This is a genomic window from Microbacterium koreense (genome assembly GCF_042677105.1).
In the GTDB taxonomy this organism is placed as follows: domain Bacteria; phylum Actinomycetota; class Actinomycetes; order Actinomycetales; family Microbacteriaceae; genus Microbacterium; species Microbacterium koreense.
The window spans coordinates 1,941,147-1,953,261 of sequence record NZ_JBHTIM010000001.1 but is presented as its reverse complement, the minus strand read 5'-3'; the positions used below and the strand labels follow the sequence as shown (position 1 = coordinate 1,953,261).

Genomic DNA, 12,115 nt, shown 5'->3' with positions numbered 1-12,115 from the left:
AACCCCGTCCGCGAAGACGCGCTCCGTCGTCGTCTCGGCCTCGTCAGCCACCGACACTCCCCTCGTCAAGGCCGCCGGCCAGCACGTGCGCGTGCACGTGGAAGACGGTCTGCCCGGCGCCGGCGCCGGTGTTGAACACCAGCCGGAAGTCACCGTCGGCATGCTCGGATGCGAGAGTCCGTGCCATGTCGACCATCTCGGTCAGAAGCGCCGGATCTGCCGCCGCGAGTTCGGTGACATCGCGGTATGCCTCTGTCTTCGGGATCACGAGCAGATGGACGGGCGCCCGCGGCGCGATGTCGCGGATCGCGAAGACATTGTCGGTCTGCGCGAGGATTTCCGAAGGGATCTCACCGCGCAGGATGCGGGTGAACACCGATGCGTCGCTCATCGTCCCAGTCTAGCCAGCGGTGTTCCCCACCAGCCCGGTGCCCGGCGGTCACCAGCGGCCGAGCCGCACATTCACGACCGACAGTGCGGCGGGCCCCGCGGTCGAGGTCCGCAGGACTGTCGACCCGAGGCGCACAGCCGCCGCACCGGCCTCGGTGAGCTCTGCAACCTCGGCGTCGGTGATCCCACCCTCCGGCCCCACCACCACCACGATCTCACGGGCATCGGCGACATCGATATCGGTCAGCGCCGTCTCTGCATCCGGGTCGAGCACGAGGACGACGGACGCCGCCGCCCGCGCGGCGAGGTCCTTCGTCTTCACCGGGTCGGCCACGGACGGCACCCACGCGCGATGCGCTTGCTTGGCCGCCTCCCGGACGATCGCCGACCAGCGAGCCACGCCCTTGGCGGCCTTGGCGGCATCCCACCTGCTGACGCTGCGCGCGGCCTGCCACGGCAGGATCTCGTCGACGCCGAGTTCAGTGGCTGCCTGCACCGCGAGTTCGTCGCGGTCGCCCTTGGCGAGTGCTTGCGCAAGCACAAGCCGCGGCGCAGCCGCCTTCTCCTCACGACGTCGCTGGATCTGGACGACCACTTCGCGCGGTGAGACGGATATGCACTCCCCGGTGACGACGACACCCCGACCGTCACCGACCGTCACCGTCTCTCCGACACGGACACGGCGCACGGCCGCAGCATGATGGGCTTCGGAGCCCGTCAAGTGCACGTCGTCGCCGGGCTGCGCCGTCACCGGCGCGTCGAGCAAGAAGTGCAGCGCCACGGTCAGCCGCGGAAGCGATCGCGGAGCTTCGCGAACAGCCCCTGGTGGAACTCGGCGAGCTTGGGCCCGGGCGCCTTCGTCCGCTTGGCGAAGTCTTCGATGAGGGCGCGTTCCTTACCGTCGAGTCGCGTCGGCGTCACGACGTGCACTCCGACCTTCAGATCACCCCGTTGGGTTCCGCGCAGCGGCGTGATGCCGCGCCCCTTGATCGTGAGCACGTCGCCGCCCTGCACCCCCGGGCGGATCTCCAGGTCGACCGGGCCGTCGAGGGATTCGATCGTCGTGGTGGCCCCGAGGATCGCGTCCGGCATCGACACGTCCAATGTCGCGAGGATGTCGTCGCCGTCGCGGCTGAAGACGGGGTCGGGCGAGACGGAGACCTCGACGTACAGGTCACCGTTCGGGCCGCCTGCGGGGCCGACCTCACCGGATCCGGGCAACTGCAGGCGCAGCCCGCTCTCCACACCGGCGGGGATGTCGAGCGAGACCGTGCGCCGCGAGCGGACACGCCCCTGACCCTGACACGTCGCGCAAGGGTAGGGAATGGTCGTGCCGTAGCCGTGGCACACATTGCAGGGCTGAGTCGTCACGACGTTGCCGAGGAGGCTGCGCACCTGGCGCTGCACGTGACCGGTGCCGTGACAGATGTCGCACGCGACCGGCGAGGTGCCGGGCTGACAGCACGAGCCCTCGCACGTCTCGCACACGACAGCAGTGTCGACGTCGATGTCGCGATGCACGCCGAAGACGACGTCCTTGAGATCGAGGGTCACCCGCACGAGGGCATCCTCACCCCGCTCGCGCCGCGAACGCGGGCGGGCGCCGCGACCGCCTCCTCCTCCACCGAAGAAGGTCTCGAAAATGTCACCGAAGCCACCGAAGCCGGCTCCGCCGAAGGGCGACTCGTCGCCGCCGCGGTCGTAGCGCGCACGCTGTTCCGGGTCGCTCAGCACGTCGTAGGCGTGAGTCACGAGCTTGAAGCGTTCAGAGGCGTCCTCACCCGGGTTCACGTCGGGGTGCAGTTCGCGTGCGAGGCGTCGATACGCCTTCTTGATCTCTTCGGGTGTCGCCTCTCGCGAGACACCGAGGACCTCATAGTGGTCAGCAGCCACAATCGCCTTCCCGTCCGCGCCGAGGCGCAGAGTCGTATCTTCGTCGCCGGTTCCGCCTCAGCGGCCGGCCTCGTCTTCTTCGAGCAGCCGCGTGAGGTAACGGGCGACAGCCCGCACCGCGGCGAGGTTCGTGGGGTAGTCCATGCGGGTCGGGCCGAGCACTCCGACGCGCGCCCGCGCGCCCGTCGCGTCGTAATCGCTGGCGACGACGGATGCCTCGGTGAGGCCGAACTGTTCGTTCTCGCGGCCGATGCTGGCGGCGAGGCCCTGATCGTCGGGCACCATCTCGCTCATCAGCTTGAGCAGTGTGACCTGCTCTTCGATCGCCTCGAGCAGCGGGTAGATGCTTCCGCGGAAATCCGACTCGCTGCGGGCGAGGTTGGCGGAGCCTGCCAGCACGAGTTTGTCCTGGCGGAACTCGTCGAGCTCTTCGACCACCACCTGCGCGAGCGTTGTGAGCGCTTCGGGCAGCGGGCCCGGATCGGGCGCGAGCGATGCGAGGTGACTCTCGGCGCGCTGCATGCCTTTGCGGACGGTCCGGCCGACGAAGAGGGATCCGAGTTCTGCGCGGATCCGCGCGAGGTCGGCGTCGTCGAACTCGTGGCGGACGATCGTGAGGCGCTGGGAGACCCGCCCTGTGTCGGTGACGACCACGACCAGCATCCGGCCGCCACCGAGCTGAACGAGTTCGACGTGGGTCACCGTGGCTCGCGCGAACGACGGATACTGCACGATCGCCACCTGACCGGTGAGCCGCGTGAGTCCACGCACGGTGCGCATGAGCAGGTCGTCGAGGTCACCGGAGCCATCGAGCAACGCCGCGATCGCGTTGCGTTGCGAACCGCTGAGCGGGCGCAGTTCAGCGAGGTGGTCGACGAAGACGCGATACCCCTTGTCGGTCGGCACCCGACCCGACGAGGTGTGCGGCGCGGCGATCAGGTCCTCATCTTCGAGTTGCGCCATGTCGTTGCGGATCGTCGCGGCCGACACCCCGAACGCGTGGCGTTCGACGATCGCTTTACTCCCGACCGGCTCGCGCGTGTCGACGTAGTCCTGCACGATCGCCTGGAGAACCTGGAGCCCTCGCTCGCTGACCATGTCGCCTCCCCACGCTGCTGGCACTCGACTGACCGGAGTGCCAATTCTAGCCGATCGTGCCGGCGGGCGCCGCGCGATCAGCCGGTGAGCCGTCGCACCACCGCATCCGCGAGGAGCCGTCCCCGCCGTGTCAGCACGATTCGTCCGCGAAACGCATCGCCGGGTTCCACGAGCCCGTCGGCGATGAGTCCGGCGACGGCATGACGACCGGCATCCGTCACTTCGGAGACCGCGAGCCCCTCGCGGACGCGGCTGCGCAGGAGCACGTTCTCGAGGTCGCGAGCGGTGGCATCGGGCCGCTCGCGGCCCGCGGCCGGCGACTCCCCCGCCGCCAGGCGCTGGGCGTAGGCCGCGGGGTGTTTGACGTTCCAGAAGCGCGTTCCGGCGATGTGGCTGTGCGCGCCGGGGCCGAAACCCCACCAGTCGGCGCCCGTCCAGTACGAGAGATTGTGACGCGAACGATGCTGCATGCCGCGCGCCCAGTTCGACACCTCGTACCAGTCGTACCCAGCGGCGGCCAGTTCGTCGTCGACGAGCTCGTACATGTCCGCCTGGAGATCATCGTCGGGTGCGGGCAGCTCGCCCCGGCGAATGCGACGCTCGAGCTTGGTCCCCTCTTCGATGATGAGCGCGTACGCCGACAGGTGGTCGGGCTCCAGCTCCACCGCCGACTTCACGGAGGTGGTCCAGTCTTCGAGACTTTCACCGGGTGCGCCGTAGATCAGGTCGAGACTGACAGACAGCCCGGCCGCCCGCGCGGACGCAACGGCCGTGGCGACGTTCGCGGGATCGTGGGTGCGATCGAGCGTGGCCAAGACCTGCGGGACGGCCGACTGCATCCCGATCGACAGCCGAGTGACACCGGATGCGGCGAGCTGCTGCGCGATCGCATCCGTCACCGTGTCGGGGTTCGCCTCGACAGTCACCTCGACGTCGTCTGTGACGCCGAACGCCTCCCGCACGCCTGCCAGCATCCGAATCAGGTCGTCTCCGGGAAGGAGAGTCGGCGTCCCACCCCCGAAGAACACCGTCGCCGCCTGTCGCACCGGCCCCGCCTCGCCGAGGACCGTCCGCGCGAGGGCGACCTCGTCGAGGAGCGTGTCGGCGTAGGTGTCGCGCCGTGCGCCCCGCAATTCCGACGCCGTGTAGGTGTTGAAGTCGCAGTATCCGCACCGCACGCTGCAGAACGGCACGTGCAGGTACACCCCGAAGGGGACGCGGTCATCGATCACCGTGGCCGTCGGCAGTCTTCCGTTGCGCGGTGCCGCCTCACCGATCGGCAGTGCGCCGGCCATATCAGGCGGGCGCCGTGTACAACGGCGAGATCGCGCGCAGGTACCGCACGAACAGCTCACGCCGACGACGTCGCACGAGGCCGGGGAACACGCGGTACGCGAGGGCGACCGGAGCGTCGAAAGCGCGCACGCTGAACCACACCTCGTCGTTGTCCAGCCAGTCGAGCATGAACGACTCTTCGCCGCTGACGACGGACCCGCCGACGGTGCCCAGGGCGAAGCCGATCCGGCGCGCCTCTTCGACCACGAAGATCACCCGCACCTCCGCGTCCGCGCTGGCGCCTCCGACCCGACCGGCGATGCGCGCGGTTGTTCCGCCGGCGACATAGGGCGTACCGTCGGCGTCGAACCGCTGCTCAGTCTCGGTCTTGCTGGGCGAGATGGGGTTGCCCTCGGCGTCGAATCCCACACCCGAGTACATCGGGCCGGGCGCGGGTCGCACATCCGACACGGTCAGTCCGCCGTCGCGCAACGCCGACCACGACAGCAGGGCGTCGGCGGACGTGCGGAAACGCTCTTCGCCGCTGCCGATGCGCCAGGACTGCTCGGCCGGGATGCTGCGCTCGGGCGGATACTGCAGGAGGTCGGCGGCTTGGGTCGCGCCGACCGCGGCATAGTCGACGGTTCCGTCTCGGAAGGTTCCGCGGCGCATGGCAGACAGCCTACTTCGCGGCCTTGCCGTCGGTGTCGCCCGAGAGCGCAGCGATGAACGCCTCCTGCGGCACCTCGACCCGGCCCACCATCTTCATGCGCTTCTTGCCTTCCTTCTGCTTCTCGAGCAGCTTGCGCTTTCGGGTGATGTCACCGCCGTAGCACTTGGCGAGCACGTCCTTGCGAATCGCACGGATGTTCTCGCGGGCGATGATGCGGGCACCGATCGCGGCTTGGATCGGCACTTCGAACTGCTGCCGAGGGATGAGCTTGCGCAGGCGCTCCGTCATGAGGGTTCCGTAGGCGTAGGCCTTGTCACGGTGGACGATCGAGCTGAACGCGTCGACCTTGTCACCCTGCAGCAGGATGTCGACCTTCACGAGGTCGGCCTCCTGCCGTCCTGACGGTTCGTAGTCGAGGCTCGCATAGCCCTGCGTGCGGGACTTCAGCTGATCGAAGAAGTCGAACACGATCTCACCGAGCGGCATGCTGTAGCGAAGCTCGACGCGGTCTTCGCTGAGATAGTCCATACCGAGCAGGCTTCCGCGACGCGACTGACACAGCTCCATGACGGTACCCACGTAGTCCTTCGGTGTCAGGATGGCCACCTTCACGACCGGCTCGCTGACCGAGGCCACGCGCCCGTCGGGATACTCCGAAGGGTTGGTCACCGTGACGCTCTCGCCGGTGTCGGTCGTCACCTCGTAGACCACCGAGGGCGCCGTGGTGATGAGGTCGAGACGGAACTCGCGTGAGAGCCGCTCGGTGATGATCTCGAGGTGGAGAAGCCCCAGGAAACCACAGCGGAATCCGAACCCGAGCGCTACCGACGTCTCAGGCTCGTACTGCAGGGACGCGTCTGACAGCTTCAGCTTGTCCAGCGCCTCACGCAGGTCCGCGTAATCGCTCCCGTCGATCGGGTAGATCCCCGAGAAGACCATCGGTTTCGGGTCGGTGTAGCCCGACAGCGCTTCGGCGGCAGGCTTGCGCGCGTTGGTGATCGTGTCGCCGACTTTCGATTGGCGGACGTCTTTCACACCGGTGATCAGATAGCCGACCTCGCCGACACCCAATCCCTTGGTGGCCGTGGGCTCGGGGCTGGAGACGCCGATCTCGAGCAACTCGTGCGTCGCCGTGGTCGACATCATCTGGATGCGTTCGCGCGGTTCGAGCTTTCCGTCCACCATGCGCACGTAGGTGACGACTCCGCGGTACGTGTCGTAGACGGAGTCGAAGATCATCGCGCGGGCCGGAGCATCCGCCTGCCCGGTGGGCGGCGGGATCTGCTCGACGATACGATCGAGGAGTTCCTCGACGCCCATCCCCGTCTTGCCACTCACCCGCAGCACGTCCTCGGGGCGCCCGCCGATGAGGTTGGCCAACTCGGCGGCGAATTTGTCGGGATCTGCCGCAGGCAGGTCGATCTTGTTCAGCACCGGAATGATGTGCAGGTCGTTCTCAAGCGCCAGATACAGATTCGCGAGGGTCTGCGCTTCGATCCCCTGCGCGGCGTCCACCAGGAGGATCGCGCCCTCACACGCGGCGAGTGACCGCGACACCTCGTAGGTGAAATCGACGTGTCCGGGCGTGTCGATCATGTTGAGCGCGTAGGTCTGCGCACCCGCGGGCGATTCCTGTGCCCACGGCATCCGCACCGCCTGGGACTTGATCGTGATGCCGCGCTCGCGCTCGATGTCCATGCGGTCGAGATACTGCGCGCGCATGTCGCGGTCGGCGACGACGCCGGTGACCTGCAGCATCCGATCTGCCAACGTCGACTTGCCGTGGTCGATGTGGGCGATGATGCAGAAGTTGCGAATGAGCTCGGGCGGCGTGGCGGCGGGCGCGAGCGGCGTGTGTGCGCGCGGTGACATATCCCGACGATTCTACGGGGCGGGATGCCGTGAGCCGATCGGATGCGGTCGCACTACCCTGATCCTGTGACGGTCCAGGTGGTGTTGGTGCACGGCATCCGTACTTCCGCGACCATGTGGCGCGCGCAGGCGGACCATCTGCGCAGCCGAGAAATCCCGGTCACGGCCATCGACCTTCCCGGGCACGGCTCACGCATGGACGAGGAGTTCACCCTCGAAGGCGCGCTGCAGACGATCGACCTCGCCGTACGGCGCGCCGCTGCGAACGGCCCGGTGGTGTTGGCGGGACACTCGATGGGCGGCCTCGTGTCGATCGAGTACGTGGGCGCCGAGGACCGTCCACCGGTGGATGCCTTCATCGCCGCGTCGTGCACGGCCATCCCCCGGGGTGTGGGCCTGTCGACGTACCGCATGCTCGCGCGGGGGTTCGATTCCCTTCCCGATCGCGGCATGTGGCTGACGAACCGCGTTCTCGATGCCACACTCCCCCTCGAAACGCGGGCGGACTTCGGCGCCGGCGGCTACGCCTTCGATGCGCAGGACACCGCGTTGAAGAGCCTCTCGGTGCTGGATCTGCTGGCAGCACTGCGCCGCATTGACGTGCCGACGTGGTTCGTCAACGGGCAGTACGACCAGCTCCGCCTCAACGAGCGTCTGTTCCGACGTATGAGCCCCGACGCCGAACTCATCGTCGTTCCCCGCACGTCGCACCTGGTCACCGCGATGCGTCCACGCGTGTTCAACGCCCTGCTCGACCTCGCGATCGCGACCGTGGAGCGCGGCGGCACGCAAGCGGGAGCCTCGCCAGATTCGTGACGCCCAGGCGCGCCTGCTAAGATCGTCTCTTGGCTTGCGTGTGGAGTCCCACCTCCTCACGACGCCGCGAGCGGCCCCTCTACCGTAACGCGGCACGTCCCGCATCCATCTACTGAAAGCAGCGTCCACGTGGCGAACATCAAGTCGCAGATCAAGCGCAACAAGACGAACGAGAAGGCGCACGAGCGCAACAAGGCCATCAAGTCGGCCCTGAAGACCGAGGTGCGTCGCACCCGCGAGGCCGTCGCCGCCGGCGACAAGGCTGCCGCGGAGAAGGCACTCGCCAAGGCCACGAAGAAGCTCGACAAGGCCGTGAGCAAGGGCGTCATCCACGAGAACCAGGCGGCGAACCGCAAGTCGGCCATCGCCAAGCAGGTTGCCGCTCTCTGAGCAGATAGCGCACATCGGCCCGTCCCGTCACCGGGGCGGGCCTTTTGCATGCCCGCACGTGGTGCCGCCGCTTCGCCGCCGTTCCTGGGGTCGGGGGCCGAGCACGACAGGTTACGGCGGTCACAACTGCGGGGCCGCGGAGGGAAACGCCGGTGTCGGATGCCGCTGGCCGGCGTGTCGTCTCCTCGGCCCGAAGTTGTGCACGCCGAACCTGCTGCACGCCGGGCACCCACGTCCGACGCTGCCCGCCACCGCGACCCGGCGTCGGGCGTCGACGACCTGGAGGGCGGTCCATACTTCGCCGCGCTGCTCCCCTGACCTCCCCCGCTTGCACCCGTCCTGACCCCGCGAGAATCAGACGTGAGCGCGAGAATCGCCCGTAGCAACTGGCTCTGGGCGCCGCAGCCAATTCTCGCCGGGGTGAGCGGGTCGGGGTAGCCGGGGTTGGGCGGGCTTGGCGCGGCTGCGCGGCGCAAGCAGGCGCGGCGCGGCCGCGCGCACCGCGGGCAGGTATGGGCGAGCGGGAGCGCGGCGGCGCGGCCGGAGGCCAGACGTCGGCCGAGCGGATGCGGGGAGCTCAGGCGCCGTACGGCGCGCGCGTCGCGATCACCGTCACGAGGCGTTCGAGCGCGAAGACGGGATCGCGCGAGCCGCCCTTGACGTCGACGTCGGCCTGCGCTGCCGTCTGGATCGCACGCCCGAGCGATTCTTCGTTCCACCCCGCCAGGTCGCGGCGGGCACGATCGACCTGCCAATCCTTGAGTCCGAGGCGTGCCGCGATCGCCGACGAGGACTCCCGGTGTCCGGCAACCCGGGCCATCGTCCGTAGCTTCGAAGCGATCGCGGCGACCAGCGGCACAGGATCAGCGCCGGAGGCGAGGGCATGCCGCAGTGCGACGAGTGCCTCACCGTAGCGTCCAGCGATCGCCGTGTCGGCGACGGTGAACGCCGAGGTCTCCACCCGTCCGCCGTAGTACCGCTCGACGACGGCATCGGTGATGTCTCCGTCGACATCGGACAAGAGCTGCTGGCAGGCGCCCGCCAATTCGGTGACGTCGTCGGCGAAGGCCGACACGAGCGTGCGAAGCGCCGTGGGCGCGATGCGGCGTTGCGCTTGCTGAAATTCACCGGAAGCGAAGTCGAAGCGGTCACTGTCGCGTTTGATGGCCGCACACGCGACCTCGGCTCCCCCGCCCTGTCCTGCGCGAATCGCGTCGAGAAGCTTCTTACCGCGCACCGAAGACCCGGTGTGGCGGAGGATCACCGTCGCCCCATCCTGCGGCCCAGCAAGGTAGGAGAGCGCTTCGGCGAGGAAGCTGTCGGAGCATTTCTCGACCCCGCTGACTCGCACGAGGCGTGGCTCGCCGAACAGCGAGGGCGAAGTGACCGAGAGGAGCGTGCCCGCCGCGTAGTCATCGGCGCGCACGTCCGAGACTTCGAGGCTCGGATCCTCGGCCCTGAGGTAGTCCCGAATCCCCGCGATGGCGCGCTCGGCGCAGACCTCTTCGGGGCCCGACACGAGAACGATCGGCGCCGGCTGCGGGTTGCGCCAAGACATCTGCGGGATGGCGCTCTTGGCAGCCGGCGATGCGCGTCGTCGGGGTGCCGGGGCCATGCCTCCAGCCTACCGACGGGCACCGACGTCGCCGACGCGGCGCGGAGCCGCGTTCCCGCCAGACTGCGAGCCGTCCCTCGTCGGGGGTGATGATCACGACGCCGTCGCGATCCGTGCGGGCGACGACACCGCTTCGCTGCACGACCTCGAGGATCTCGGCGCGTGGATGTCCGTAGTCATTCGTGCCGACGGTCACCACCCCGACTCGGGCTGCGGCCAGTTCGTACAGTGCCGAGTCCTGATCGGCGCTGCCGTGGTGGGCAACTTTGACCATCGCGTAGGGCGGACGCAGCTCTCCGGATGCGCGCAGCATCCGTTGTGGGGCCGCAGACAGGTCGCCGAGGAGAAGAACCGGCGGCACTCCCCCTCCGCGCACGTCGAGGACGACGCTCGAGTCGTTGCCGGGGGTGAACGCTCGACTGCCGTGGAGGGGCCAGAGGACTCGCCACCGCGCCTCGCCGAGGGCTCCCTCATCCCCGACGGACACGGGCCGCACGACCGCCCCCTGCGCGGCCAGATCTGCCAGCACGGCTGTTCGCTCCGTGTCTCCGGCGGGCCCGTGTATCACCGAGCTGACCCGCCCCACGACTGCCGCGGCGCCACCGACGTGGTCGTGGTCGAAGTGGGTGAGTACGAGGATGTCGATGTGTGAGACCCCCATCCTCCGAAGGCAACCGTCGAGGGCGTCGACGTCGGGGCCGGTGTCGATGAGCATGACGCGATCGGCAGAGCGGACGAGCACCGCATCCCCCTGGCCGACATCGCACGCGGCAAGGACCCATCCCGACGGCACCGACACGTGACCGAGCACGCTTGCCGATACGGCGGTGCCGATGACGATCCCCATGACCGTCGCCAGCGCGCCCCCGACGACGACACGGATGCCGCGCGCCCTGCGCGTCACCGAGGGGCGGAGCCCGATGACCAGTCCGATCATCAGTCCGAGCACCGTGAGTGCAGCCGCACCCCACCACCCTTCAGCCCACGTCAGCGCGTTGCCCGGGAGGGTCGTGAAGGTCTCGGCGGTCGCCGCGATCCAGGATGCAGGCACCCACGCCAGTGCGGTCAGCCCGTCCTGCACCCACGGCATCGGTGCGGCCAGGCACGCGGCCAGCCCGATGACCGTCGCCAACGGCGCGGCGGGGGCGGCGAGCAGATTCGCGATGACGCCATAGATCGGGACAGACGGCTCGATCAAGATGAGCAACGGCCCGCATGCGAGCTGCGCAGCCAAGGGCACCGACAGTGCGAGAGCGAGCGACCGCGGCAGCATCCATGCCATCCCCTCGGCCAGTGGACGCGCGAAGAGCAAGAGGGATGCGGTGGCCGTCGCAGAGAGCGCGAAGCCGAGCGATGTCGACAGCCACGGATCGAGGATGAGCAGGAAAGTGACGGCGAGCGACAGGATCGCCAGCCCGACGCCCCTTCGTCCGAGAAGGAGCGCGAGCATCGCGATCGCCGACATCGCTCCCGCCCGCACGACGCTGGGTTCAGGCGTGACGAGCAGGACGAATCCCGCCAGTGCCACGACTCCGACGAGCACGCGAGTCCGCCGCCCCATCCCGAGAGCGGCGGCGGCAAGGAACGCCAGACCGACGACGAGCGCGCAGTTGGCACCGGACACCGCGGTGAGGTGAGACAGCGACGATGCCTTCATGGCGAGGTCCAGGTCTCCGTCGACTGCCGAGGTGTCTCCGACCGAGAGTCCGGGAATGAGTCCCGCTCCCGGGCCCGGCAACGATGAAGACGCGCTGACCAGTCCGCGACGCAGCTGCGAGGCGACCGCGAGCATGCCGGAGGGTGGAGCACGCACGGTGACGTCGTCCGCGCGAATGCGCGAGACAGCGCGGTCGCCGGGAAACGGGTCGACCGCGGTGCCGCTCACATCGACGCGTGCGCCGACGTCGAGGTGCCCGGCGGTGTCATCGATGTCGGTGGGTGCCACCTCGACCTGGACGGGTGCGGAAACGGCCGAGCGGGACGCGCGGGCCGCCTCGGTGATCGCGTCGAACGCCCATGCGCCATCCGCGCGAAGCGCGGGCTTGCCGACGACCACGGCTGAGACCTGCGCCGCCCGGCCCCCGTCGGCGATG

General features: G+C 68.8%; 10 protein-coding genes and 1 pseudogene. 2 read left to right on the top strand and 9 right to left on the bottom strand.

The window, feature by feature from the left end; translation table 11 throughout:
- Positions 1–43 precede the first annotated feature (43 nt).
- From ACFQZV_RS09155 to lepA, 7 genes are all read right to left on the bottom strand, one after another.
- Positions 44–391, bottom strand: coding sequence for an HIT domain-containing protein (locus tag ACFQZV_RS09155; protein WP_378751838.1), 348 nt, complete (start codon positions 389–391; stop codon positions 44–46).
- A gap of 48 nt (positions 392–439) precedes the next feature.
- Positions 440–1,171, bottom strand: coding sequence for a 16S rRNA (uracil(1498)-N(3))-methyltransferase (locus ACFQZV_RS09150; protein WP_378751836.1), 732 nt, complete (start codon positions 1,169–1,171; stop codon positions 440–442).
- 2 nt (positions 1,172–1,173) lie between these two features.
- Positions 1,174–2,283 (bottom strand): molecular chaperone DnaJ, encoded by a 1,110-nt coding sequence (gene dnaJ / locus ACFQZV_RS09145; protein WP_378751834.1) that lies wholly within the window; start codon positions 2,281–2,283, stop codon positions 1,174–1,176.
- 57 nt (positions 2,284–2,340) lie between these two features.
- On the bottom strand, positions 2,341–3,381 hold the full coding sequence (gene hrcA, locus ACFQZV_RS09140) for a heat-inducible transcriptional repressor HrcA (protein WP_378751832.1): 1,041 nt from the start codon (positions 3,379–3,381) through the stop codon (positions 2,341–2,343).
- A gap of 77 nt (positions 3,382–3,458) precedes the next feature.
- Positions 3,459–4,676, bottom strand: a complete 1,218-nt coding sequence (gene hemW, locus ACFQZV_RS09135) for a radical SAM family heme chaperone HemW (RefSeq protein WP_378751830.1) — start codon at positions 4,674–4,676, stop codon at positions 3,459–3,461.
- A 1-nt stretch (position 4,677) separates the two neighbouring features.
- Positions 4,678–5,328 carry a DUF1990 family protein gene (locus tag ACFQZV_RS09130; protein ID WP_378751828.1) on the bottom strand — a complete coding sequence of 217 codons (651 nt, stop codon included), beginning with the start codon at positions 5,326–5,328 and terminating at the stop codon, positions 4,678–4,680.
- A gap of 10 nt (positions 5,329–5,338) precedes the next feature.
- Complete coding sequence (gene lepA / locus ACFQZV_RS09125; RefSeq protein WP_378751826.1) at positions 5,339–7,201, bottom strand: translation elongation factor 4; 1,863 nt, start codon at positions 7,199–7,201, stop codon at positions 5,339–5,341.
- A 66-nt stretch (positions 7,202–7,267) separates the two neighbouring features.
- Between lepA and ACFQZV_RS09120 the strand changes: the two genes are divergently transcribed.
- Positions 7,268–8,017 carry an alpha/beta fold hydrolase gene (locus tag ACFQZV_RS09120; RefSeq protein ID WP_378751824.1) on the top strand — a complete coding sequence of 250 codons (750 nt, stop codon included), beginning with the start codon at positions 7,268–7,270 and terminating at the stop codon, positions 8,015–8,017.
- A 129-nt stretch (positions 8,018–8,146) separates the two neighbouring features.
- Entirely contained in the window at positions 8,147–8,407 is a 261-nt protein-coding gene (rpsT, locus tag ACFQZV_RS09115) for a 30S ribosomal protein S20 (protein ID WP_378751822.1), read from the top strand.
- 577 nt (positions 8,408–8,984) lie between these two features.
- On the opposite strand, the gene holA is transcribed toward rpsT, so the two are convergent.
- Positions 8,985–10,022 carry a DNA polymerase III subunit delta gene (gene holA / locus ACFQZV_RS09110; protein WP_378752649.1) on the bottom strand — a complete coding sequence of 346 codons (1,038 nt, stop codon included), beginning with the start codon at positions 10,020–10,022 and terminating at the stop codon, positions 8,985–8,987.
- A 253-nt stretch (positions 10,023–10,275) separates the two neighbouring features.
- Positions 10,276–11,814: pseudogene (locus ACFQZV_RS09105) on the bottom strand (ComEC/Rec2 family competence protein); the annotation flags it as partial.
- Positions 11,815–12,115: the final 301 nt, after the last annotated feature.

Excerpts from the sequence above, each read along its gene's own strand:
- ACFQZV_RS09155 (WP_378751838.1), bottom strand. The coding sequence starts at position 391 with ATGAGCGACGCATCGGTGTTCACCCGCATCCTGCGCGGTGAGATCCCT.
- hrcA (WP_378751832.1), bottom strand. The coding sequence starts at position 3,381 with ATGGTCAGCGAGCGAGGGCTCCAGGTTCTCCAGGCGATCGTGCAGGAC.
- hemW (WP_378751830.1), bottom strand. The coding sequence starts at position 4,676 with ATGGCCGGCGCACTGCCGATCGGTGAGGCGGCACCGCGCAACGGAAGA.
- ACFQZV_RS09130 (WP_378751828.1), bottom strand. The coding sequence starts at position 5,328 with ATGCGCCGCGGAACCTTCCGAGACGGAACCGTCGACTATGCCGCGGTC.
- lepA (WP_378751826.1), bottom strand. The coding sequence starts at position 7,201 with ATGTCACCGCGCGCACACACGCCGCTCGCGCCCGCCGCCACGCCGCCC.
- holA (WP_378752649.1), bottom strand. The coding sequence starts at position 10,022 with ATGGCCCCGGCACCCCGACGACGCGCATCGCCGGCTGCCAAGAGCGCC.